Genomic DNA, 23,607 nt, shown 5'->3' with positions numbered 1-23,607 from the left:
TTCCCTAAAATTCGTTTGTTTCTATGCCAAAAACATCGCTGGAAAGGTCGTTTTTAATCCAAGAAGTAGGTTTTAGTGTGTTATGAATACGCTTTAATAAGAGAGGGAGATGCGCGCGATGAAACGTAAGTTATGGTACGTGCCCGTTCTGATTACATCTATTCTTCTTTCTACTGTGATTAATTTATTCGTCTTAGCGCCACAACAGGCAGATGCAGCCAGCATCGGTACGATTAACGAGAATGATACCATTTATCAGATTATGGTTGACCGGTTTAATGACGGGGACTCTTCCAACAATGCTACGGGAGCGGCAATTCGCTATGGCGAGAACTCTGAAGAAGATTTCCGTTATATGAAAGGCGGAGATTGGCAAGGGGTGATCGACAAGCTGTCTTATATTAAAAATATGGGCTACACCGCGATCTGGATTTCCCCAGTGGCGGAGCCGCAAATGACGAATCGGGAGAACAACGGCAGTGGTAAAAACACGGCGTATCACGGGTACAACGTTAAGGACCCTAACGCAGCCAATCCCTACTTCGGTACAAAGGAGAAGCTGAAGGAGTTAGTGGATTCCGCACATGCGGTTGGCATCAAGGTGGTTATAGACGTTGTGCCAAACCATATCGGGGATTATATGCTGGGTACCCAAGCCTACTATGATATCCCTAGTCTGCAGCCAGCAGCTCCTTTCAATAACCCGGCTTGGTATCACCATAACGGAGATATCAACTGGTCTTTGGCAGACGGAAGATATGATCAATGGGCACAGGATTACTTAGAAAATCATGATCTAGGCGGACTGGATGACATTGACTTCGATGTCCCTGCTGCTAAAAAGGCCATATTTGATTCGATTAAAGGCTGGTTTGACTATACAGGGGCAGATGGTGCGCGTGTAGACGCAGCCAAGCTGATGAAGCCGACTGATATTGGTGAATTGCAAAATTATCTGGGGGTTAATACCTTTGGCGAGAATTTTGACGGTAATGCTGAATTTGTCTCGCGCTGGGTCGGCAACAACAAGGAGTGGGGCATGCTTGATTTCCCAATGTTCTTCTCCGTTCTAAATAGCTTCGCATATGGGCAGTCTTTTGACTCCAATATTAAAAGCACCTTGGCACAGGATTCCTACTATAACGGAAATGCAAATCACATGGTTACCTTTATCGACAATCATGACCGCAATCGTTTTCTCACAGAAGCTGGAGGAAGCGTAGATAAGCTGCAGAACGCTTTGAGTTTTATTTTTACAGTGCGTGGAACACCCGTTGTCTTCCAAGGTACGGAACAGAACAAAGGCAATGGTAATGGGCAGATTATGACGGGAGGCATCGCCGATACCTGGAACCGCTGGTCAATGGTGAAACGGGATGCAAACGGCAATGTAATAGAGAATTATTTTAATGAGAATGCCAGCACCTACAAGCACGTAGCCAAACTTAATGAGATTCGGAAAAATAATCCGGCACTCCGTACAGGCACTCAACGTGAAATGTGGTCTGCACAGAACTTATATGCTTTTTCACGTCGTATTGACACTGGAACTAATCTGGGGCAGGAAGTTATCTCCGTATTCAGTAATAAATCCAGCGGCTCGCAGACCGTTACCATTCCACTGCGTGCAGAGAGCAGCTTGGCAGTCGGGACGGTTCTTTATAACCAGTTGAACACTTCGGATACGGTAACCGTACAATCGGGTGGAGCAACTGGCAAGCAGATCACTGTAACCGTGGGTGCAAATGCAGCCAAAATCTATGCCAAACAACAGCTTCCTACAGATACAGTTGCTCCAACTGTACCCACTAACGTGACCGCAACCGTTCAAAATGCATCCAGTGCTTTAGTAAGCTGGACCGCTTCCACCGACAATGTAGGTGTGACCGGATATGAAATTTATCGCAACGGCGTAAAAGTGGGTACATCCGCAACTACTTCATATACGGATAACGGATTATCTGCCAGTACTACGTATGACTATACGGTAAAAGCAATGGATGCAGCAGGCAATCTATCCCTCCTTAGCGCGATTGCTTCAGTGACAACACCAGCGGGGAACAGTGTCACTATTTACTATAAGCAGGGCTATACCTCGCCTTATATTCATTATCGTCCTGCAGGAGGAACTTGGACGATATCACCGGGTGTGGCGATACCTGTCTCTGATGTAGCAGGCTACAACAAAATAACGATTAATATTGGCTCAGCCAGCCAGCTTGAAGCTTGCTTTAACAATGGCAGCGGCACTTGGGACAGTAACGGGGGCAGCAACTATTTATTTAGTGCCGGCACCTGGACCTATACACCAACTGGCAATATTCAATCGGGTGGACCCGTGACGCCGACACCAACGGTAACGCCGACACCAACGGTAACGCCGACACCAACGGTAACGCCGACACCGACACCAACCGTAACACCAACAGCAACACCAACACCGACGCCAACGGTAACGCCGACACCAACTCCGACGGTAACGCCGACACCGACACCAACCGTAACGCCAACACCAACACCAACGGCAACACCAACGGCAACACCTGTCGGCAGCACGGCAACGATCTATTATAAGAATGCGGCTTATAGCAGCTCTTATATCCATTATAAGCTCGATGGTTCAACGGTCTGGACGACGTCTCCAGGCGAGCAGCTTCAAGCTTCTGCTTTTACAGGATATAAGGCGGTTACGATTCAGTTGGACACGGCAGCTGGGCTGACCGCAGCCTTTAATAATGGCAGTGGCACATGGGATAACAATGGAGGCAATAACTATCATTTTGCTGCGGGCACCTGGAGTATGGTGAATGGCAACATCACCGCAGGAGAACCACAAGCAGATAGTGTTACATTCCGAGTAACTGTTCCTGCGTCTACTCCTGTGAGTGGACCCGTTTATCTCTCCGGTTCCTTCAATAGCTGGAATGCGGCAGATCCGAACTACCAACTGACGAAGGGCAGTGATGGTATTTACTCCATCACACTAAGTCTACCGGCGGGAACAGCAATTCAATACAAAGTTACACGAGGCGCTTGGACTAATGTGGAGGTGAATTCGAATGGATCGGATCTTTCCAATCGAACCCTTACGCCATCAGGCGGTGCACAAACCGTAAATCTGACGGTTCAGCGCTGGAAGGATCTATAAGCTTCATAATATCTACAGCTTAAACACACCAAGGAGCGGCTCCCGTATGGGGCCGCTCCTTGGTAAGCAGTATGAAGCTTTTTAATTGCAGAAAGTACAATTAGACTTTCTGTTTGAAGCTGGTAGAAAGATTTAACTGTATTTTGTGCAGTAGAATTCAGGAAAAAGGCTGTTTCTTGCCGATTTCACGAGTTTTGACTGCACAAAGTGCAATTAAATCGAATGTTACCCATCCTATAAGGATTTCTATTGCACAAAATGCAATTAAATCCGATGTAGCCATGTTAGCTACTCAAATTCTATCAAGCTAAAGCAGTTACTCCAGACAATCAAGCCAAAACAGCACGCAGCGCAATAAAGTTCAGTCAGCTACACAAGCTCAATCAAGCTCAGTTAGTTACTCCAGACAATCAAGCCGAAACAGCATGCAGCGCAATAAAGTTCAGTCAGCTATACAAGCGCAACCAAGCTTCCTGCCTCTTCACTACGTTCCCGCCGGGAACTGGGATCTCATAGTTGACTCACGAGGAATGAGTTCTGGCTCGAGAAGCAAATGCCTAGAGGGTATGTTGTTATTACGAATGCGTTGCATCAGCAGCTCGCCTGAAGATACCCCCAGCTGGAAGGTGTCGATATTTAGCGAGGTTAGAGGAGGCGTAGTGTAACGGGACAGAGGATATTCATCAAATGCGGCAATGCCGAGCTGTGAGGGAACATGAATATCCAGTGATTTTGCAGCTTGAAGCACCCCGAAGGCAACATAGCTGTTCATGCATACTACGGAGTCTGGTCGATCTTCGCTCTGTAGAAGCTCAAGTGCAGCATGATAGCTCAAATGTTCATCAGCCTTACAATTGATAATCCATTGCTGCTGATCGGTAAGATCTGCTTGCTGCAATGCTTGCAAATATCCACTCAGACGATGGGTATAAATCTTTTCCTGCTGCTGCCCGCCTATGAAGGCTATTTTGGAGTACCCCTGCTTTATTAAATGTGAGGTCAGCATGCTGCCGCCTGCTTCATTATCGAAATCAACCCAGCTTCCGGGAGTCATAATTTCGCCGATGGAGATGTAGGGAAACTCCAAGCGGTTCAGTTCTTCGCAAAGCTCTTCCGTGAGTACGGAGTTATTCGCTATGATTCCGTCGACACGTTTGCTGAATACAAGTCTATTTAGAAAATGTCCTTCCGGACTACTATGCTGTACATTGGAAATAGTCAGCTCGTATTTTAAAGGCGCAATTACACTTTCTATTCCACCGATGATGTTGTAGAAAAACTGGTTTAGAAATTCACTTTCCTTGGACATATCGACCAGGAGACCAATATTACAGCTGCTTTGTCTGGCTAATCCGGTAGCGATACTACTTGGTGTATAGTTCATCTGCTTCATAATTTCGCGAACTTTGTGTTTCGTTTCCTGTGATATTTTGGGGGAATCGTTTAATACTTTGGATACGGTAGATTTAGCCACATTGGCTGCTTTGGCAATATCAGAAATGGTTACTTTCATTGTCTTCCCCTCATAATCCGGAACGGTATTTGTAACCATAATAACACAAATTTAGCAGTCTCTCTAATTACAAAGAGTCTTATAGATTTAACGATAAAAGCATAAAAAGGAGTTTAGAAGTTATGCCTCATACATGGTTTTTATATCATACAAGTGAAGATCCGTTTGCCTATCCTATGGGTACGGGCATCTTGAAGCTCAGACTGTTCACGCAAGCTGGACAGCAATTATCCTGTACCGTCATCTACTCAGACCGTTATGATTCTCCGGGGCATGAAGTTCCTTTGCAGATGGAGCGGATTGGGTCGGCAGGTGTTTATGAGATACATGAAGCGGTCATTGAGACCCCTACTAAAAAATGCAGATATCTATTCCATGTAACTAATCCTGCTGGTGAATATGTCTGGTATGGAGAGAGAGGGGCGTCGGAGAACCGGGAACGTGCGGGTTCTTTTCAATATGCATATCTCCATCATTCTGAGGCGTTGAAGTTACCTTCATGGAGCATGGATGCAGTAACCTATCAAATCTATCCCAGCAGTTATAACGAAGGAACCTTACAAGGCATCTCTGACAAAATGCCCTACCTGCAACAGTTAGGAGTAAACGTTGTTTATATGACGCCTGTATTTGAGTCTCCTTCAGAACATAAATATAATACCTCCGATTACTATAAGGTTGATCCAGTATTTGGGGATACGGAAGGATTGAAGGCACTGGTCAGCCAGGCGCACAGACATGGAATCAAAGTGATTTTAGATGCTGTGTTTAATCATTCGGGAGATCGCTTTTTCGCGTTTAAGGATGTGTTGGCAAAAGGAGAGCAATCTCCGTATAAAGATTGGTTCTTCATTCATTCCTTTCCGGTTACGCAGACCCCTGTACCCAATTATGAAACGTTTGCCAAAGCTGAAGCGCATATGCCAAAGCTGAACATGGACAATCCGGATACGGCGAATTACATGATTGAGGTTGCGAAGTATTGGGTGCGCGAGACAGGGATTGACGGCTGGCGTCTGGATGTGGCCAATGAAGTTAATCCGCGTTTTTGGTCCCGGTTTCGGCAAGAACTCAAATCTGAATATCCTGAAATCCTGCTGATCGGTGAGATTATGCATGCTTCTGGGCCATGGCTTAGAGGGGATCAGTTCGATGGAGGAATGAATTATGTGCTTCGTGATGCAGTGTTAGAATTTTTTGCGGAACAATCGACGGGGCCAGTTCGCTTTATGGAGCAATTGCTCCATCAGGAGGCGTTGTATAATGACCAGGCGAATTCAGCTATGTTTCAGTTGCTTGGCAGCCATGATACCCTGCGGTTTCTTACAGCGTGTAAAGAAGGTGGGCGTGGTTGGGACCGCTTGGGTACCGCTGTTGAACGTATGATGCTGGCTGTTTTTTTCCAGATGACCTATATCGGCATTCCAATGATCTATTACGGGGATGAGGTTGGGATGGAAGGGGCGACGGACCCCCACTGTAGAAAAGCTATGATATGGCAAGAACAAGCTCAGAATGCAGTGCTGCATAAGTGGTATCAACAGTTGATTTCTCTGAGAAAAAGTCATGAGGTTCTGCGCAAAGGCTCCTTCCGTCCTTGGTTTACTGATGAAGTTCGTAATGTGCTTGGTTACATACGAGGTGTGGAGCACGAAAAGATAGGGCTGATTATCAATAATTCTCCAAACCCTTACCAACTAGAGCTTAGCCCATATCGAGCTGATAAGAACGAATTAACTGATTTATTGTCTGGAGTAATTTTTAAAAATAATAATAAGCTTACGGTCAGCATTGAACCATTCGGCTGTTTGATGTTGTATTAAAAAAGAAAAGGCCCCTCTCTAAGGAAAGGGACCTTATTCTAATTTACGGCACTTTTTTTGCTTCTTTTGTTCTTTAAGTCTCTATATTCCTGATTCTCCCATTGTTTCAGCAACGGAAACGGATCAAAAGCCCATTCGGTAATTCCGCGATCGCGGTAAATGCCAAAATGTAGATGCGGAGGAAATTTCCCTTGAGTTCCGGGATTGCCGTAACCCGAGCTGCCTACCCAGCCAATAATTTCACCGGGGGTGACTATATCTCCGCGAGAAATGGTTTTGTTATATCCAGATAGATGAGCGTAATAATGGTAACGGTTCTCAATATCGCGAATCCCGATTCTCCAGCCGCCGTACCGGTTCCAGCCTTTTGTCTCCACTAAGCCAAAGCAGGTGCTTCGGACTGGCACTCCTTGAGGTGCAAATAAATCTGTTCCTTCATGGATACGTGCTCCACCCCAGCTTCTTCCAGTGCCCCAAGTGCTACGATAAGAATAAAGGTTACTTAAGGGAAGCGGGAAGGCATTGCCGGATAGGTCCAGCCGTCCAAAATGTTCATATAACTTCGCGAACTGGGTAATGCGCTGCGAGGCGCGGCCATTGTGATAATACTCCCAGACCCCGATACTGAAATCACTAGCGGATTGTCCATACTTCAATAAGTGTCTAGCCATACTATACAGAACGTCCGCATCATTCTCTGGATCAGCAATGCCGTCTCCTGAGCCATCACTGCCAAAACCATCAAAGAAGCTAATGGAGTTCGGGGAAGTATCCCCTTGATCCGGATTGAGTGGACCAGCCCATACCGGTGCCGGGATCTTTATGGCTGTAAGGCGCGTGGAGACAGGCTGCCCTGAGGCTCCCTTTTTGGCGAGCGTGCGTTCATATTGATCAATGGCTGCGAACCTAAACCACGGGATACCAGTAGCTGCGCTCATTTGCTCATAAAGCTGTCTTCGGCCAGACCATTGCGCTTCTTTGCTAGCACTAGCGGGATCCCCGCTGCTCATCACCGGTTGGATTGTAGGCCGCGCTACAGCTGCTGAAACGGGAAGGTTTAAACCACCCCAGAGGATAGCGGCCGCGGACAGGCATAACAGGGTTCTCCGGTCTTTAATATTCTTAAATAGGGCCAGCAAGATAACAGCCTCCTTTTGTCCGGGCATTAAATTGAGTGTAGTCACTTCGGATGAAGCTTTTTTATAGATTGGTGCAAAATGCTACTTTTTATCCGTTCTTGTCTAAAGGTACCAGAAAAATCTCGCTGGAAACTCCAGATGATACACCCTGCATATTTCACAAAAACAGGCAATTGTAAATCGCACATGTTATAATATGAGGCAGCAACTTTCATCTGCAGCATCACATTCAGGAGGAAGCGGGGTTTATCATTTTGTCTAATAAAACAGCAAAGCAACCTAAACCGGATTGGATTAAGATTAAGCTAACTACCGGTGACAACTATCAGGAAATCAAAAGCATGATGCGTTCCAAAACTTTACATACCGTATGTGAAGAAGCTAGGTGTCCGAATATTTATGAATGCTGGGCAAACCGTACGGCTACCTTCATGATTTTAGGTGATATTTGTACACGCGCATGCCGTTTTTGTGCAGTGAATACAGGGATGCCTACAGAACTGGACCTGCAGGAGCCTGAACGTGTAGCTGAAGCTGCAGAGAAAATGAATCTTCGTCACTGTGTGGTGACTAGTGTGGCCCGCGATGATCTTGCGGATGGTGGCGCTCAGATTTTTGCTGAGACGGTAGCGGCGATTCGTAAACGCCTTCCGTTATGTAGTGTTGAAGTGCTTATTCCAGACTTTTTAGGAGACCGGAATAGTCTTGAGATTGTCATGAACAGTAATCCAGACATTCTTAATCATAATATTGAGACCGTGGAACGGATGTCAGATCGTGTACGGGCTAAAGCGAAGTACCCTCGTTCCTTGGAATTGCTGCGCAGAGCCAAGGAAATGAAACCCAATATTCCAACCAAATCGAGCATCATGCTTGGTGTCGGTGAAGAGTGGAATGAGATTTTACAAGCAATGGATGATTTGCGAGCCGTAAATTGTGATATATTGACTTTAGGACAATATTTGCAACCCACTCCAAAACACTTAAATGTGGAGAAATATTATCCACCGGAGGAATTTGCACTGTTGAAGGAAGAGGGAATGAAGCGTGGCTTCAGCCACGTGGAATCAGGCCCGCTAGTTCGCAGCTCTTATCATGCGCATGAGCAGGTGAAGTCTGCAGCTCAAGCTCGCGAGGAGCGTGCGGTTTCTTCTAGCTAATTATTGCTTTTCTGTGGTTTAATTCACGGAGAATGTTAGTAAGAGGAGGAAGAAGCGACAGCGTTCTGATATCTCTGCTCTTAGGTTACCCATAAAAATCGTTGATTTGCGTCATCGGAGGGGAATATTGGTGCTGTAGGAGCGGTTCTAGAACAGCGACCGAAAGCCCAATATTCCACATAGATGGCGGCATAATCAACGCCACGATACCCAAAGAAAGGCAGGCGACAAAAGGTTTGATCGTAATAGGCGGAAAAGGCTATGAACTTATGTTGGATCATAAGGATGGTTGGAATCCGGAGGCGTTTCGCGGGAGATATAGCGAGGTGCTGGAAAGATACGACTATATTATCGGTGACTGGGGTTACAGTCAGTTGCGTTTGAAAGGTTTTTACCGGGACAACCATCCTAAGGTGAATCGGGATACAGCGATTTCGGGTATGGTTGATTATATTAATGAATATTGCAATTTTGGCTGCGCTTATTTTGTGCTGCATAAATTGAAAGAGGTACCACAGGAAGGCATGTTCAAGGATATTTTAATCAAAGAAATACCAGAGCCGAGTGATGAAGAGGCCTTGGAGCAAGAAGGGGAAGCTAGTGATGAAGCGGCTGCAGATAAAGAGTTCTCTGTTAAAGAAACATCCTCTAAGCAAGGCTCGAATCACTCATTGGCATTTAAAGAGATGACTTCTTCTAAGGACAATATGGCGAAGGATAGACCTGTGAGAGAACATCAGAGCCGAAATCACCGGGGCAAGGATTCACAGGGCAAGAAATCCAAAAAGGATTTCCAAGGCAGACCGCCACAAGGTCAGTCTCAGAAGCCCCAAAACACACCAAAACCTCAAAGCGCTCAAAACAACCAAAACAACCAGAACAATCAAAACAACCAGAATAACCAGAACAACCAAAACATAGAAAATTCACAACCTTAATGATGAAAGCTGAACCATAAGTAGAGTCCTTCTACGAATGAGCCAGCTTTTTTTCTTATAAAAAATAGCAGAGCAGCGTTTCTCCCGTTACTTGGAGATCGCTGCTCTGCTGTTGCTGTGCCGCTCGGTGTTGCTCAGTGCTGCTCTGTGCTGTGGGCTGGGTGTTGCTGTGCTGTTCAGTGTTGCTGTGTTGCTCGGTGTTGCTGTGCCGCTCGGTGTTGCTCTGCTACTGTGTGTTGCTCTGCTGCTCTTTGCTGTTAGTCGTTGGCTGCTTGACCCAGCAGTTTCATCATCCCCTAAGGCTTAAGGACCCAGATGCCGTTATTTGCGAATTTTCAGCTTTTTGAGCAGGGTTTCGGACTCCAATGAAGCTATTCGTTAGAAAGAGGCGTAATTATGGTGTTTTTCATACCAATAGCGACTATGGAGTCCGATAGCATAACAAATATGGATTAATATTGCGTTTAGGGTCATCCATGTCCGATAGGTGCTACAGATGTTTCGTAGGTGCAAATATTATCAAACTAAACAAAGAACAGGAGTTGTCTCAATGGCCATTTCATGGCTTATGTGACAACTCCTGTTTTTACTCATTGGTGCTTGATTCAGCAGCTTAATGATTAGTGAGATTAAGGATCTATTTTACAGATAATTTCAATTGTTTCTGTGTTGCATTGTAACTCCATACAAGCGCAGGGAACTTCTTCTTAAAGGCATTTAATTCAATGAAGGTCTCGCCGTTCTGAGAAAGCGCCTCTTTGGAGGACAATGTAAAGCCGGTCGCTTTACCTGCCCCGTTCGTTACGATGACTTTTTTGTTCTTGGCATCCCATGTGATGTCGCCTTCGATCAGTGCACCTAATACGAGCGAAGAAGCATAAGTCTTATCTCCTTGCTTTATTAGACCCACATTACCAGCAAAGGCAACCCCGTTGACGTTCAAGATATGATGATCACCGGAAACCTCAATGCTTTTCATTCCTGCAATCTGAAGAGCGGTAATCAGCTGTGCAGTTTTGCCTTTAACCTCAATATCCGGTGCAAGGCCGATGTGATTAAAGTCTTCTTTATTTGGAGTTAGGTATTTCTGCGTAGTCAGCTTCAGCATGTCTCCATTAGACATTGGAAGCAGGCTCTGAATACGTGCTTTGCCGAAAGAACGAGTGCCTACGACGGTAGCGAGCTTATTGTCACGTAATGCGCCAGTAAGCGCCTCAGAAGCGCTGGCAGTGTACTCATTCGTTAGAATAACGACGGGTACGCCTATTTTGCTGCCGCTGGTAATCGTTACTGGAGTAAGTGCTCCGGTTTGATCAGAGGTATACATCATAATGCCTTTATCCATAAAATTGGAGGTAATGTTGTATGCCGAATCCATATAGCCGCCTAAGTTGTCACGCAAATCAAGCACCATCGATTTCATACCTGCTGCGCGCATCTTTTTCAGCATGGCGGCGAATTCTTCATCGGAATTCTGTGTGAAACCGCTTAGTGTGATGTAGGCTATCTTCTGTCCAACAATGGTTCCGGTAACGGAAGTTGAGCTGATTTCATTCCGGGTTACACGAAATGATTTAGACACTCCATTCCGGAGCACCTGCAGAGTGACCTTGGTGCCTGCGGCTCCGCTTAACTCGTCACCTTCAGTCTCTTCAACGGGGATTCCGTTAATTTTGACTATCGTATCGCCGCGTTTCAGACCTGCTTGTTCTGCAGGCGAACCGGGTGTTATGTCTTCGATGTAGAGTTCTGTTGCGGTATATTGCAATCTAACACCAATACCAACGTATTTCAGATCAACATCATGTTCAAATTGTGCCGCTTCCTCGGTATTGAAGTATTGGCTATAGGGATCATCCAGGGTGTTCACCATGCCGTCAATGGCTCCACGAATCAAGGTATCCTTATCTACACCGGAGAGGTTATAGTTCTCCAGAATATTCATGACTTCATTGATAAGATCACGGTTATCTGTAGATGCCTGAGCGGCATCGGCAGCAGACACCACTGGAGCAAAAGTTAGGGATAAAGCCAGACAGCTGCCTAGAAGTGCACTTATTACTTTATTGGATTTCATGGAATCATACGCCCTTTTTATATAATTTATAAGATAAGAAAGTATACACTGCACGAATTAACTTTCTGTGACGTATGGTTGTTAGGATTTCACAAGTTTATAGTAAACGCTGTAGGTGTTATCAGTAGTCCATACCCCGTTATCCGACTTGGATAAAATGAAGATCGTGCCTTGCTCAAAAGTTTCCTCTTCACTGGCATCCTTCTCTTTGCTTTCTACATAAATAGCTGCTTCTTTGGCGCTAAAATAGTAGATACTCGAAACGCTTGGAGTATAAATGACGTCATATGAAGTAAAGAAATCTTCCAGATCTTCCTTAAGGGAAGTATCATATTCTTCTCCGTATGAAGTCATGGTGGAAAGAACAGCGGCCGAATTTTGTTCATTCATAGCTTGATAATATTTGGTGATATTACCTTTGATGGCATCCGCATCATTTTGAGGAATGTTAGCTGCTGTTTTTAGAGCTTGTTCACGAGTCAGCAGTATCACGGAGCTTTGGGATTCCACAGATGATATTTTCCAGCTTCCATTCTTGCGGACAAGTGTATACATGTATTCGTCCTCTGTATCTGGCGTATAGGCCCCACCTGTCCGGCGAGAGCTTTCCAGTGTATAGACAGTAGCGTCATTGCCTGAAATATCAATGATTTCCAAACTCTCAATAGTATTTTTTATGTCGAAAATCTCAAAGGATGCATTAAGATCCGCTACTGACTCCGCATTTGAGGATTCTGAATCCATAAGGGAATAGAAGCTAATCGCTTTTTCTTCATTGAAATACTTATTAGACAAACGGATTAATGCTGTAATCGCTGCTTCGTCCTTATCTTTGGATACTGGGGTGGTAATTTGCACGCTTCTGCTGGTTGAATTCCAGACGGCTGTGCCTCCGGTTGCCTCTGCGATAAAACGTAAAGGAATGTATGTAGTGCCAGCTGAGGAGACTGGTGCGGTGGTCAGTTTTTTCACGGTTCCGTTAACGGTTGCGCGGTTGCTGCCAATTTTTAGGCTGATCGCCAGATTTGAACTTTTACCTGTTACTGTTCCAGTCTTGGCATCCCAAAGCACCTGCAGTCCAAGCTTTTCGAAGATGACCCGGAAAGGGACAAGTACAGAATTGTTCGCTAAGTATGGGGTTCCTGCGGTAAAGGAAACCTTACTGCCGTTGATATAAACATCAATCGGTTTTGAAGCAGCAAAAGCCGGGACCGCCAGTATCAGGGCCAGAAGACTTATGCTCAAGAGGGATAATAATTTTTTCAACAGTACTCTCTCCTTTTATGTAACTCTTTGTAAAATAGCCTCATTATACCATTTGATTTCTCTCTATGTCTATCAATTGGTGTTAGTTTTGTCACACCAAAAATAGCCGGAGATATTGAAATCTCCAGCTTTTTGATCCCCTGATCTCAGACTAAGAAAGCTTCACGGACACGGTTCCAGAACGGAAACGGACGATACCTTGCGAAGCTGACTTTTTTGTCTGAAACTTGACAGCGTACTGAAATCAGGTCATCAACAGGAATGTTGTTATGATCTACGGTGAGCAGCAAACGCTGGTCTTTACATGAAAAAATGTCACAATGATGATGCTTCGGCAGTAGTAGCGGCGAGCCCATTGTCCGGAATACACGGTTGTTAATAGACGCGATTTCGGCAATCTGCAGCGCTTCTATTGAAGGGTGAACCATAGCGCCCCCAAGGCTTTTGTTATAAGCGGTGCTGCCAGAGGGAGTTGAAATACAAAGTCCATCGCCCCGGAACATTTCGAAGGTGACATCATTGATGTCGATTTGGATCATTATAGTTCCATCCACCCCTTTAAGGGTAAATTCGTTGAGGGCAATGTGAGACGAAGATCCCGATTTTTTGTGAATCTCCAGCTCTATTAATGGATATTTCACAATGCGCGGTTTCTGCGGCTCAGTATCACCGGTTCCGCACATATAATCGATTAAGGTGGGCAGCTCTTCTGCTTGCCAGTCCGCATAGAAGCCGAGGTGTCCTGTGTGCACACCTACAAAGGCTAAGTTGGGAATCTGATCGATAAAGGTATGAAAAGCGTGCAGCATTGTGCCGTCTCCACCTATCGAGATGACGATTTCCGGAGACTCGGCATCCAGTTGCAAATCCCGCTCCGCCGCCAGCTTGTGAAATTGCTCGGCAAGTTTGATTGACAGCTCATCACCGCGGTCCAGAACATAATATCTCAAGATGTACAAGCTCCTTTATATAATTCCGTCATACACCGATCATAATCAATCTTGCCCCGGAACACAATATGTAATCAACTTCGGCGCATCAATCGGAGCATTGCCATAAAGACAGGAATAAGCAGTGACACTAGAAGAGCAGCGGCAAGTATAAGACTCAGTAGAGCTAGGCTGGCAGTGACACCAGAGGCTGAAGGTGTGAAGGCGGTGGAGGCTGGCAGAGAGACCCAGGCAGAAGACAATCCTGATCCCATCACAGGCTTCCATAGCAGCACCACGAGACCTGCTGCGAGTACGGCATGTATTAGTCTCGCAGTTAAGAACGGCAGATAACGCAGCCCGGTACCGTTCAAAATACTGGCGACTTGGGCATGTACAGATAATCCGCCCCAAGAGAGAATAAAGGCAGCTGCTGCGACCTTGAATTGAAGCGGGATGGAAGAAGCGGCTTCACCAGCAGAACGGGCACCTATGGTGACCTCGAATAATCCGCTGATCAAGGCCTGAGCTAATTCGGGAGGCCCTCCAACAAGGGAGACGAGAGATCCGGCCAGGCTAAATAGTGAGGGCAGGATTCCGGCACGGGCAAGCAGCTCCATTAGCACGTTGAAGAATACAACCAGACCCCCTACGACAATAATAAGCTGTACCGAGGATTGGATCGCTCCTTTTAACAGTTCCCCGAAGCTACGTCCATCCTTGCGCCGGGCTTCGGACATCGCAAGGAGTGCGGCATGTATTCTGCCGAATCCTTGTTTTGCTGGAGCAGAGGGGACGTCAGAACTACTTTTTGTTGGGTCTTGGGTGGGGGTCTTTTGTTCCTTACGTCCATGAAATGACATTAGAAGACCAACCATTAAGCCACTTCCGTAGTGGGCTAGTGCCAATATTAGCCCCAAAGAAGCATCGCGAAAGAACCCAACGGATACCGCCCCTAATAGAAAAATAGGATCGGAGGAGGTTGTAAATGCTACAAGGCGTTCACCTTCAATTCTGCTGATCAGCTTCTGCTCCCGCAGCTTAGCGGTTAATTTGGCTCCAACGGGATATCCTGATACATATCCCATGGCCGCGACAAAACCACCGCTGCCTGGTATACCGAAGAGGGGACGCATCAGTGGATCAAGTAAAGCGCCGAAGAGATGGACAATGCCTAAGCCTAGCATGATTTCAGAAATGACGAAGAAGGGAAACAGTGAAGGGAAGAGCACGTCCCACCAGATGGCCAGGCCACGTAAGGCTGCGGCAAGAGATGCTTCAGGATGAAGTAACATAAGCAGCATACAACCTGCCAATATGAATCCCAGCAGCGGGCCGCCAATCTTTTTAAAAGTCATAATTAACGCCTCCTGGTCTATGGTTAGATGTATGCAAAAAGAGGGACAAACAGCACAAAAAAATGGAGAAAGCGGTTACAATTATCTGTGCTTTTTCGCAGGAATTATGATATTATGTAATAAATAAATGCACCCTCTGTTACACGATTAAATGGGATGGAGTGATGGCGATGAGCGTTATAGCCGGAGTTCTCGTTTGTGCTTTTGTATATGTAATCCGGGTCTCTCTCGTCCCTCCTGGTGATGAGGAATTTAGGACCTACTAACCTTACTCTTCAGGCGCTGAACTATAGTTTAGCGCCTTTTTTCTGTAGTTTAGAGAGCACTTTCGACGGATATCCGTGTTATGCTTATCTTTGGTATAATAAAATAAGTAACGTTTCATTAATATGGAAGAAGGCTGGTAACCTCAATGAATCCAAATGAGAGTATATATGACAATCTAGGGGGGGCTGAAGCACTACATCGGTTGGTGGAAGTGTTCTATGCCAAGGTACAGCTTCATCCGCAGCTGGGACCCTTGTTCCCTGAAGATATTACTCCAGTTCTGGAGAAGCAATATCAATTCCTGACACAGTTTTTTGGCGGGGGTCCACTTTATTCGGAATTACATGGACATCCCATGATGAGAGCAAGGCATATGCATATTCCTATTACTCCAGAACGTGCTGAGGAGTGGCTACAATGTATGAAAGAGGCACTGGTGGAGACTGGAGTCGAAGAACCACTGCGTTCATTCGTGCTTAGCCGCCTTGCAGGTCCTGCACATCATTTTGTTAACATGCCCCAGGAATAATAAGGGACAGGTTGATCCTGAAAGGAATGAGAGTACTTGACAGAGTTAATACCCCTATATTCTATTAAGGTCAAGTGTTGCAACTGTGAAAATGAATTTTCAACCTCGCGGGTACGTCCTAGTCTAAAAAAGGCTATTCGACGTGATGCTGATTTCTGCGCGTATTATAAAAATGAGAATCCGGATTATTATGTTGTACGGGTCTGCCCCAATTGCGGGTTTGCCTCCACAGAAAATTCGGCTGACAAGCTGACGGAACGCCAGCGTAAGGCATTTAATGAACAGGTAGGAAAACGCTGGAAGAGCCGTGACTTTGGAGAGAAACGAGACTGGGAAACTGCGCTCGAGACCTATAAGCTGGCGCTTTTATGTGCTCAGAGTATTAACGATAAAGATCGGATTATCGCAAGTCTGCTGCATCATATTGCTTGGCTCTATCGCTATCAAGGGGAGACTGAGCAGGAGAAGCGTTTTTTACGCTATTCTTTGGACGAGTATGTTAAGGTCTATGAAATAGATGGCATTGCCGGCAATGATGCCCGGCTCATGTACCTGATCGGCGAACTTAATCGGCGGATCGGAGAATACTCAGTGGCTGTAATGTGGTTCTCCCGTCTGATCAATGATCAGAAGATCATGGATGCGGCGATGATTCGAGCGGCACGTGAGCAGTGGGTTATTTTACGGGAGCAAATGCGTGCTGAGGCTCTAGATGTTGAAGTTGATATCGAAGGCTTGTCTTCAAGTTCATAATGTTTGCGAACAACAAAAAGCGCAGAAGAGAATTAAATTCTCCTCTGCGCTTTGTAGAAAGAAAATGTTAGGATTTGCTTATCTGACAGCTCGATCGAACAAAAGGTAATCGCCGTCATTATCTATAACTGTAGGACTGGCGCTGCAGCAGGGGAAGACGAGCAGTTTTTTCTTGCCGTCACGAACGATTTGTAATTCTTTTGGCTTCATAGGCAGAAGCACATTCTCTGAGTTGCAGAATGGACAGTATTGCACATACATATCGCCTAGAATGATGTCATAAGGCCAGGTATGACTAAATGGAATCATTGTGAGTCCTTCCCAGAAGGAGTCTCTTCATTTTCGCCCTCAGTTTGTGGGGGATTTTCTTTTTTGGATAGCTCCGCTATTTTTTGTAGTAAAATATGTTGGGGCATATGCATCAAGTGTTCCAAAGGAACGCCTAGTTGCTTGGATAACGTAATGGCTGTTTCCGGTGAAATTTGTAGTGGCTTCATATGGATGCCCTCCTAAAGTTTATCGGCTATAAATGTTCAGATATCGTTATTCACTTTACCATGGTGTTAAGACAATTACAAAGAAAGTCAAATGAAAGCAAAGGAATGGTGAGTACACATGAAACAACCGTTATCACTGACTTGGGAACTTGATACTATTTTTCCGGGGGGTTCTTCGTCTGCAGAGTTAGAAGGGTTCTTGAGCAAGCTTGAAAAAGATATTTTATCCTTGCAAGGCTTTGTGAAGGATGCTGTGACACCAACGGATGTTGCGTCTACAAAAGCATTGGATGAGGTTATAGCATTGCTTCAGAGCTGTTCAGGAAGACTTGTGGAGGTCACTTCCTTCGCAGACTGTCTAGGCGCTCAGAATCAGATGGACAAGGGTGCGGTAAGGCTGGCGGCCAAAGTGACAAGCATGCGCGCCGGATTCGAAGGGATCAGCTCGCAATTTAGCAATGTACTTCGTCAGACTACGGACAAGGTATGGGCTGAGTGGATGGCTCGTCCAGAGATTGCTCCTTTAACGTTCGTACTGAGCGAGAGCCGTGATTTGGCCCGTGAGAAGATGAGCCCTGAGCTGGAAAGCTTAGCGTTGGAATTAGCTGTTGACGGATATCATGGATGGAGCGGGCACTATGATACGATTGTGAGCTCGATCAAGATCCCATTTGAGGATGAAGAAGGAACAAAGCTGCTATCTGCTGGCCAAGCTTTTAATAAGCTGGATGATCCAGATCCAAAAGTGCGTCAAACGATGTTCCATAAATGGGAAGAGGCTTGGACTGAAGCGGCAGATAATTGCGCGGATACCTTAAATCACTTAGCAGGCTTCCGCCTGAAGCTCTATAAGGGCAGAGGCTGGGACGATGTTCTGAAAGATCCGCTCAGCATCAATCGTATGACACAGGACACCTTAAATACGATGTGGGACGTGATTACGAATAGCAAACCTGTACTTGTGTCCTACCTTCAGCGTAAAGCCAAGCTGCTGGGGCTGGATTCTCTCTCATGGGTCGATGTCGAAGCTCCTGTAGGCAAATCCTCCGGCAAGATCCCTTATGATCAAGCTGCGAAGGATATCGTCACACAGTTCCGTAAATTTAGTCCTAAGATGGCTGAGTTTGCAGAGCGTGCCTTTGATAATAACTGGATCGAGGTTGAGGATCGTAATGGCAAACGCCCTGGTGGATTCTGTACTTCCTTCCCTGAGAGTAAAGAATCACGGATATTCATGACTTACAGCGGCACACCTTCCAATGTTTCAACATTGGCCCATGAGCTGGGACATGCTTATCATTCCTACCTGCTTGATGATCAACCTGTATTTAATCAGAATTATGCAATGAACGTTGCAGAGACCGCTTCAACCTTTGCAGAAGTGATTGTATCTGATGCTCAGGTTAAAGCTGCGGGCAATGCAGAGGAGAAGCTGGCTCTGCTTGAAACGAAGATACAGAACAGTGTGGCATTCTTTATGAACATTCACGCTCGATTCTTGTTCGAGACTCGCTTTTATGAGAAACGTAAGGAAGGTCTTGTAAATGCTGAGGAACTGTCCGCTCTGATGGTGGAAGCACAGAAAGAAGCTTTCTGTGGTGTGCTTTCTGAATACCATCCTCACTTCTGGGCGTCGAAGCTGCATTTCTATATCACAGATGTACCTTTCTATAATTTCCCGTACACCGTTGGTTATATGTTCAGTACAGGCTTATATCGTCTGGCATTACAAGAGGGAGCTTCCTTTGCAGACAAATACGATAGCTTGTTGCAGGATACCGGCGTGATGACATTGGAGGATTTGGTGCTCAAACATTTGGGTGTGGATCTGACAAAACCGGATTTCTGGCAAGGAGCTACAGATCTGATCGTGGCTGATATTAACGAGTTCTTGGAGATGACAGAGCATTTAGCGTGAAATGTCTAAAATAAGACAAATTTCAGGACACAAAAAATAACGGAATTTCAGTGTGAACACGCAAAGACCCCGGTTAAGGGGTCTTTTTTTAATGCTTAAATGTCGAAAACCCCCGGTTTATAAAAATTAATATACGAATGATCCATGAATTTTGCGCATTACTAGGGATAATAACCCAATTTTGTAGAATAATGTTGTTTGACGTATTTAAGGGGTCTATAATGAGCCTTGAGCCTTATAAAAGGCTTGCATGGAAGACAAATGAGCTCAGCTCAAAAAGCTTAAGTAAGCGCTTACTAAGCCGATTTGTACGAAGTAAACTCGAAGTAGCTAAGCTCACAAAACGATATAAATCGAACCAGAAACTTGGGAAAAGGGGAAGGAGTGGCGGAGGGGAATTTTGGAACTGTAAGAGCGGGAGCGACTGCCTTTGTCTCCGAATTTCACCCGCTATACGCGTAAGAATTCAAGAAATTTGGAGACAACAGCGGCTGGAAGTCCAAACATTCCCCGCAGTAGCGACGGACCCTTAGCCCAAATATTTAGGGTTCGATTTATAAGACGAAGTAAACTCGAAGTAGCTAAGCTCACAAAACTTTTAGGAGGAAAGATATGCTTAAGACAGAACAGCTATCATTAGCAAGACAGATGGATTTGGTGTTTAGGGAACTGCAAGAGGAATTGTCAGGACTATCTTCCGGTACGGTATTTGTGCAAATACGAAATAATACCATTGGCAAATTCGGCATACGTCATCATCCTTTAGCCGGTCGGGGGGGTGGATTCACAGAAGTGAAGGAAGGAATAACGGAGAGCCAGCTGTCTTCTTTTCGTCTAATGGCACTGGAGAGTCTGAAATACAAACGCCGTTGGACTCATGGTGAGATCAGCTATGAATTCGCTATAAGACAGGGCAAGCTAATCGTAGATGCTACGCTGGAGTCTAATTATAATATGGCGAATCTGATGATTCGATCTCCCCGTAATGCTTACGCCGAGAGTGCTGATCAATTTTTAAGTTAAACGTTTTACATAAAAATTGTTTGCAGCTGGGACTATAGGCTATAAATTAGAAAAACCCCCCACAGCTTCTAGAAGAAGTGTGAGAGGTTTGAAAGCTAGTCGGCAATAGGCTTTTTAAGACCTCTGCCGGATAAAACACTTAAGATAACGATGTTACTGACGACCGGACAGTTGTTGTTCTGCCAGTTGTACTAGACGTTTAGTGATGTAACCTCCCAAAGAACCAGTTTCGCGGGAAGTGTAGTTCCCGTAATAACCGTCAGCTGGGATCGTTACTCCAAGCTCTTGTGCTGCTTCATATTTCAATTGTTGCAACGCTGCATTTGCTTGAGGAACTACAAGGTTATTGGAACGGCTGCTACGACCTTGACCTGCTTGACCCATGTGTGTCACCTCCTTCGCCCGTTGTGAAGATAGTATGAGCGCTAAGAGGCTAATTCATGCATGCTATCGAAAGGTTTTAAGGATGGTAATTATTAGTCGATTAAAAGTAAGGGTAGAAAGCCCAAATAACTAAGCTCGCACAAAAAATCGGCCTTCTCTTACGTAAACGCAAGGGAAGACCGATATAATGTATATCTGCTTTAATTCTCGGGATAGATCATTTCCAGCATAGTGGACAGCTCAAGACTTTGACCTGGTTCTACCTTCAGCAAGCCCGTGAAGGAAGGGTCATCGGAAACGTTAGGAGCATCCGGGAGCCAGGTGTAAGGTTCGATGCACAGAAATTGATCGGCCGGCCCTTTGGTATACAGGACCCAGTGGCGGAAATGATTCTCGTCAGCTGTATAACGAAGACCATAACCATCATCGCGTAATAGCAAGGCTTCTACGGGCTGCTTGTCACCAATACGTAGAGCAGTATCAAAATTAGTTCCCTGGAGGTTGATTCCAGAGTTTAGTGAATCTAGATCACCAAGTGGAATTAGATTGCCGCTAGGGAGCAATTCATCGTTTAGTTCATAAATGCTGTTTACGGGCAGCTTGAGATTCCAGCGTTCAGGTTCTCCATCGATCATAAACCAGGTGTGATAACCGATCCCAAAGGGAATACGATGATCGCCGAGATTTGTAACCTTTAAAGTCTGGCTGAGCCGGGAATCCTGAAGCCTGAATGTCATTTCGAATTTGAGTGGAATGGGAAATTGCTCCATCCAGTGCGGATCATCTTCAGTAAGGAATTCAGTAGTGACTGCACAACCGTCCTCGTCTTCTTCAATATCGCTGACACACCAGGATTGAGTCCGGTGTAGACCATGGATATGATTGTCACCAGCGGTATTCTGGTCAAATTGATAACTTGTACCCTCGAATTGAAATTTTCCTTTACGAATTCTTCCGGGTGGAATTAAGAGCGGGATGCCAAAATGGTAAGGTTTTTGCATAAAGAAAGCTTGATCGCTTTCATCAGGCCGCCGCAGAATTTCCCGTTGTTCTTTTACATCAAACAATGAAATCACGTTGTTTCCTAGTCGCGGCAAAAGCGTGACTTCCAGTTCGCGGCTGTGCAAAATATAAGTATCATAACCGCCCCACTGCCCTTTGGTCACCTGTTTCATGAGATATGCTCCTTTATCGTAACTGTAATCGAATAGAACATGGATAACCTTATCATAACAGATTTATGCGGAAGTGGTTAAGTGATTTGACAACTTCTCTTTATGGTTCTATGATGAAGGCATTAAATTATGATGAGAATGTGATGACGGGGACAAGTAGACAGGAAATGCACCTTCAGAAAGCCGGTGGTTGATGCGAACCGGTAGGACACTCCTGATGAATGGACCCCTGAGCGCCGCGCTTGAACGGGAGCAAGATGCCCTAGTAGACCGGCCGGATCTTCCCCGTTAACGGAAGACTAAGGCTGTTTCCCTTTGACTATACAAAGGTTAAGCAGCGAATAAGGGTGGCACCACGGTCTCACGTCCCTTGCGGATGAGGCTTTTTTTGCGTTCTCGGAAATCGGAAATTACATCTAACGGAGGTCTATATTATGTTGAAAAAAGTAATGTCAGGCATACAACCGAGCGGTTCTCTAACTTTGGGTAACTATATCGGAGCGCTGAAAAATTTTGTGAAGCTGCAAGACGATCATCAATGTTTCTTTATGGTTGTCGATATGCATGCGATCACCGTTGCTCAAGATCCTGCGGCACTGCGTGAGCAGTCTGAAGCTGTAGCTGCACTCTTTATCGCGGCAGGAATTGATCCTGTGCGTTCGAATGTATATATGCAGTCTCATGTGCCTCAGCATGCGGAATTGGGCTGGATCATGACTACGCTGACGGCAATGGGCGAGCTTGAGCGTATGACACAGTTCAAAGATAAATCATCAGGTAAGGATTCGGTTGGCGCGGGCCTATTCGTATATCCTTCTTTAATGGCAGCAGATATTCTTGTTTATAATGCGGATCTTGTGCCAGTAGGTGAAGATCAGAAGCAGCACTTGGAGTTGACCCGTGATTTAGCTGGCCGATTCAATAACCGTTTTGGCGAATTCTTTACGATTCCTGAACCGTATATCCCTGAAGTGGGCGCACGCATTATGTCTCTGGATGATGGCACTAAAAAAATGAGCAAGAGCAGCCCGAATGCAGGCAGCTATATTGCCCTGTTGGATTCGCCGGATGTGATCCGTAAAAAAATCAGCCGCGCAACGACTGATTCTGGACGTGAAGTGATCTTTGATCCGGCTAACAAGCCAGAGATCAGTAACTTGATGAGTATTTACTCGGAATGTTCTGGAATGTCCCTTCAGCAAATTGCCGATCGTTATGAGGGACAAATGTATGGTGGCTTTAAGAAGGATCTTGGGGAAGTGGTTGTATCCACACTTGAGCCTTTGCAACAAAGATATCATGAAATTCGCAGTTCAGGTGCGATCACTGATATTCTTGCCGAAGGTGCTGAACGCGCACGTATTGTTGCAGCTGAGACGTTGAATGGCGTAAAAGAGCGGATGGGCTTTCTGCCAGCTCGTTAATCTTAGTCAGAGCTTAAGCTTTCCTGTTTGCGTCTAATTCTGGCTTTGAGGATAAATCCCCAGCCAATATTCATTACGCAAAGAAAACCAAGCAGAAGTGCCAGCCAGAAGCTATAGCTGATCGCGATTGAAGCGGCAGTGAGAATAAGAATAGAAGAACAAGCGAACCAAAGTGAGAGTCCTTTACCCATTAAGAGCCTTCCTTTCCGTGTCTGCTAAAATGAATCCCGGAGTATTATAAAATACTCCGGGATTTTTTGTGATTATAGAATAGATCTCTCAGTAA

21 protein-coding genes and 1 other annotated feature are annotated in these 23,607 nt (G+C 45.5%); of the genes, 10 read left to right on the top strand and 11 right to left on the bottom strand.

Going from position 1 to position 23,607, the window contains the following annotated elements; translation table 11 throughout:
- Positions 1-118 precede the first annotated feature (118 nt).
- Entirely contained in the window at positions 119-3,148 is a 3,030-nt protein-coding gene (locus MHH89_RS17475) for a carbohydrate binding domain-containing protein (RefSeq protein WP_341087699.1), read from the top strand.
- 484 nt (positions 3,149-3,632) lie between these two features.
- Here MHH89_RS17475 and MHH89_RS17470 read toward each other — a convergent pair whose 3' ends face one another.
- The gene (locus MHH89_RS17470; protein WP_341087698.1) at positions 3,633-4,661 is read right to left on the bottom strand and encodes a LacI family DNA-binding transcriptional regulator; all 1,029 of its coding nucleotides are present in this window, start codon (positions 4,659-4,661) and stop codon (positions 3,633-3,635) included.
- 122 nt (positions 4,662-4,783) lie between these two features.
- Between MHH89_RS17470 and MHH89_RS17465 the strand changes: the two genes are divergently transcribed.
- Entirely contained in the window at positions 4,784-6,484 is a 1,701-nt protein-coding gene (locus MHH89_RS17465) for a glycoside hydrolase family 13 protein (protein WP_076128007.1), read from the top strand.
- Between the two features lie 38 nt (positions 6,485-6,522).
- Here the strand turns inward: MHH89_RS17465 and MHH89_RS17460 are convergent, their stop codons facing one another.
- Positions 6,523-7,623, bottom strand: coding sequence for a M23 family metallopeptidase (locus MHH89_RS17460; protein ID WP_076220521.1), 1,101 nt, complete (start codon positions 7,621-7,623; stop codon positions 6,523-6,525).
- A gap of 254 nt (positions 7,624-7,877) precedes the next feature.
- On the opposite strand from MHH89_RS17460, the gene lipA reads away from it, so the two are divergent.
- The 3 genes from lipA to MHH89_RS17445 all read left to right on the top strand — a co-directional run bounded on the left by lipA (position 7,878) and on the right by MHH89_RS17445 (position 10,028).
- Positions 7,878-8,783: a lipoyl synthase gene (gene lipA / locus MHH89_RS17455; protein ID WP_036685320.1), complete on the top strand. Its 906-nt coding sequence runs from the start codon at positions 7,878-7,880 to the stop codon at positions 8,781-8,783.
- A 236-nt stretch (positions 8,784-9,019) separates the two neighbouring features.
- Positions 9,020-9,721: a YutD family protein gene (locus MHH89_RS17450; protein WP_076220522.1), complete on the top strand. Its 702-nt coding sequence runs from the start codon at positions 9,020-9,022 to the stop codon at positions 9,719-9,721.
- Positions 9,722-9,833: 112 nt separating this feature from the next.
- Positions 9,834-10,028 carry a hypothetical protein gene (locus MHH89_RS17445; protein ID WP_341087697.1) on the top strand — a complete coding sequence of 65 codons (195 nt, stop codon included), beginning with the start codon at positions 9,834-9,836 and terminating at the stop codon, positions 10,026-10,028.
- Between the two features lie 330 nt (positions 10,029-10,358).
- Here the strand turns inward: MHH89_RS17445 and MHH89_RS17440 are convergent, their stop codons facing one another.
- The 4 genes from MHH89_RS17440 to ylbJ form a co-directional block, all read right to left on the bottom strand.
- Entirely contained in the window at positions 10,359-11,798 is a 1,440-nt protein-coding gene (locus MHH89_RS17440) for a S41 family peptidase (protein WP_341087696.1), read from the bottom strand.
- Between the two features lie 81 nt (positions 11,799-11,879).
- A complete protein-coding gene (locus tag MHH89_RS17435) occupies positions 11,880-13,064 on the bottom strand; it encodes a copper amine oxidase N-terminal domain-containing protein (RefSeq protein ID WP_076279682.1) in 1,185 nt (394 codons plus the stop codon).
- A gap of 146 nt (positions 13,065-13,210) precedes the next feature.
- Positions 13,211-14,014 (bottom strand): NAD kinase, encoded by an 804-nt coding sequence (locus tag MHH89_RS17430; protein WP_076184770.1) that lies wholly within the window; start codon positions 14,012-14,014, stop codon positions 13,211-13,213.
- Between the two features lie 74 nt (positions 14,015-14,088).
- A complete protein-coding gene (gene ylbJ, locus MHH89_RS17425; protein WP_076281942.1) occupies positions 14,089-15,351 on the bottom strand; it encodes a sporulation integral membrane protein YlbJ in 1,263 nt (420 codons plus the stop codon).
- 412 nt (positions 15,352-15,763) lie between these two features.
- On the opposite strand from ylbJ, the gene MHH89_RS17420 reads away from it, so the two are divergent.
- Positions 15,764-16,147 carry a globin domain-containing protein gene (locus MHH89_RS17420; protein ID WP_076134176.1) on the top strand — a complete coding sequence of 128 codons (384 nt, stop codon included), beginning with the start codon at positions 15,764-15,766 and terminating at the stop codon, positions 16,145-16,147.
- A gap of 36 nt (positions 16,148-16,183) precedes the next feature.
- The gene (locus MHH89_RS17415) at positions 16,184-16,900 is read left to right on the top strand and encodes a DUF2225 domain-containing protein (RefSeq protein WP_036685310.1); all 717 of its coding nucleotides are present in this window, start codon (positions 16,184-16,186) and stop codon (positions 16,898-16,900) included.
- 78 nt (positions 16,901-16,978) lie between these two features.
- On the opposite strand, the gene MHH89_RS17410 is transcribed toward MHH89_RS17415, so the two are convergent.
- Together MHH89_RS17410 and MHH89_RS17405 are read right to left on the bottom strand one after the other, a co-directional pair.
- Positions 16,979-17,209: a hypothetical protein gene (locus tag MHH89_RS17410; protein ID WP_036685307.1), complete on the bottom strand. Its 231-nt coding sequence runs from the start codon at positions 17,207-17,209 to the stop codon at positions 16,979-16,981.
- Positions 17,206-17,397 carry a YycC family protein gene (locus MHH89_RS17405; protein ID WP_036685305.1) on the bottom strand — a complete coding sequence of 64 codons (192 nt, stop codon included), beginning with the start codon at positions 17,395-17,397 and terminating at the stop codon, positions 17,206-17,208. Before MHH89_RS17405 ends, MHH89_RS17410 begins: the two co-directional genes overlap by 4 nt.
- Before the next feature lie 118 nt (positions 17,398-17,515).
- Here MHH89_RS17405 and MHH89_RS17400 point away from each other — a divergent pair, with 118 nt between their 5' ends.
- Both MHH89_RS17400 and MHH89_RS17395 read left to right on the top strand, forming a co-directional pair.
- Complete coding sequence (locus MHH89_RS17400; protein WP_076281941.1) at positions 17,516-19,315, top strand: M3 family oligoendopeptidase; 1,800 nt, start codon at positions 17,516-17,518, stop codon at positions 19,313-19,315.
- A 612-nt stretch (positions 19,316-19,927) separates the two neighbouring features.
- Entirely contained in the window at positions 19,928-20,338 is a 411-nt protein-coding gene (locus tag MHH89_RS17395) for an O-methyltransferase (RefSeq protein ID WP_076281939.1), read from the top strand.
- 153 nt (positions 20,339-20,491) lie between these two features.
- Here MHH89_RS17395 and MHH89_RS17390 read toward each other — a convergent pair whose 3' ends face one another.
- Positions 20,492-20,722: an alpha/beta-type small acid-soluble spore protein gene (locus tag MHH89_RS17390; protein ID WP_036685295.1), complete on the bottom strand. Its 231-nt coding sequence runs from the start codon at positions 20,720-20,722 to the stop codon at positions 20,492-20,494.
- Positions 20,723-20,922: 200 nt separating this feature from the next.
- Positions 20,923-21,897: an aldose 1-epimerase gene (locus MHH89_RS17385; RefSeq protein ID WP_036685293.1), complete on the bottom strand. Its 975-nt coding sequence runs from the start codon at positions 21,895-21,897 to the stop codon at positions 20,923-20,925.
- A 134-nt stretch (positions 21,898-22,031) separates the two neighbouring features.
- Positions 22,032-22,271 (top strand) — a binding site (T-box leader).
- A 63-nt stretch (positions 22,272-22,334) separates the two neighbouring features.
- Between MHH89_RS17385 and trpS the strand changes: the two genes are divergently transcribed.
- Entirely contained in the window at positions 22,335-23,321 is a 987-nt protein-coding gene (gene trpS, locus MHH89_RS17380; protein WP_036685592.1) for a tryptophan--tRNA ligase, read from the top strand.
- Positions 23,322-23,323: 2 nt separating this feature from the next.
- Here trpS and MHH89_RS17375 read toward each other — a convergent pair whose 3' ends face one another.
- On the bottom strand, positions 23,324-23,512 hold the full coding sequence (locus tag MHH89_RS17375) for a hypothetical protein (RefSeq protein ID WP_036685291.1): 189 nt from the start codon (positions 23,510-23,512) through the stop codon (positions 23,324-23,326).
- Between the last annotated feature and the right edge of the window lie 95 nt (positions 23,513-23,607).

Source organism: Paenibacillus sp. FSL H7-0323, assembly GCF_038002725.1.
Lineage (GTDB): Bacteria > Bacillota > Bacilli > Paenibacillales > Paenibacillaceae > Paenibacillus_AQ > Paenibacillus_AQ odorifer.
This window is presented reverse-complemented; position numbering and strand designations above follow the sequence as displayed.

What these genes read in the sequence shown, in the direction of transcription:
- MHH89_RS17475 (WP_341087699.1), top strand. Translation starts at nt 119, where the DNA reads ATGAAACGTAAGTTATGGTACGTGCCCGTTCTGATTACATCTATTCTT.
- MHH89_RS17405 (WP_036685305.1), bottom strand. Translation starts at nt 17,397, where the DNA reads ATGAAGCCACTACAAATTTCACCGGAAACAGCCATTACGTTATCCAAG.
- MHH89_RS17375 (WP_036685291.1), bottom strand. Translation starts at nt 23,512, where the DNA reads ATGGGTAAAGGACTCTCACTTTGGTTCGCTTGTTCTTCTATTCTTATT.
- ylbJ (WP_076281942.1), bottom strand. Translation starts at nt 15,351, where the DNA reads ATGACTTTTAAAAAGATTGGCGGCCCGCTGCTGGGATTCATATTGGCA.
- MHH89_RS17420 (WP_076134176.1), top strand. Translation starts at nt 15,764, where the DNA reads ATGAATCCAAATGAGAGTATATATGACAATCTAGGGGGGGCTGAAGCA.
- MHH89_RS17395 (WP_076281939.1), top strand. Translation starts at nt 19,928, where the DNA reads ATGCTTAAGACAGAACAGCTATCATTAGCAAGACAGATGGATTTGGTG.
- MHH89_RS17390 (WP_036685295.1), bottom strand. Translation starts at nt 20,722, where the DNA reads ATGGGTCAAGCAGGTCAAGGTCGTAGCAGCCGTTCCAATAACCTTGTA.
- MHH89_RS17400 (WP_076281941.1), top strand. Translation starts at nt 17,516, where the DNA reads ATGAAACAACCGTTATCACTGACTTGGGAACTTGATACTATTTTTCCG.
- MHH89_RS17470 (WP_341087698.1), bottom strand. Translation starts at nt 4,661, where the DNA reads ATGAAAGTAACCATTTCTGATATTGCCAAAGCAGCCAATGTGGCTAAA.
- MHH89_RS17440 (WP_341087696.1), bottom strand. Translation starts at nt 11,798, where the DNA reads ATGAAATCCAATAAAGTAATAAGTGCACTTCTAGGCAGCTGTCTGGCT.
- MHH89_RS17465 (WP_076128007.1), top strand. Translation starts at nt 4,784, where the DNA reads ATGCCTCATACATGGTTTTTATATCATACAAGTGAAGATCCGTTTGCC.
- MHH89_RS17385 (WP_036685293.1), bottom strand. Translation starts at nt 21,897, where the DNA reads ATGAAACAGGTGACCAAAGGGCAGTGGGGCGGTTATGATACTTATATT.
- MHH89_RS17410 (WP_036685307.1), bottom strand. Translation starts at nt 17,209, where the DNA reads ATGATTCCATTTAGTCATACCTGGCCTTATGACATCATTCTAGGCGAT.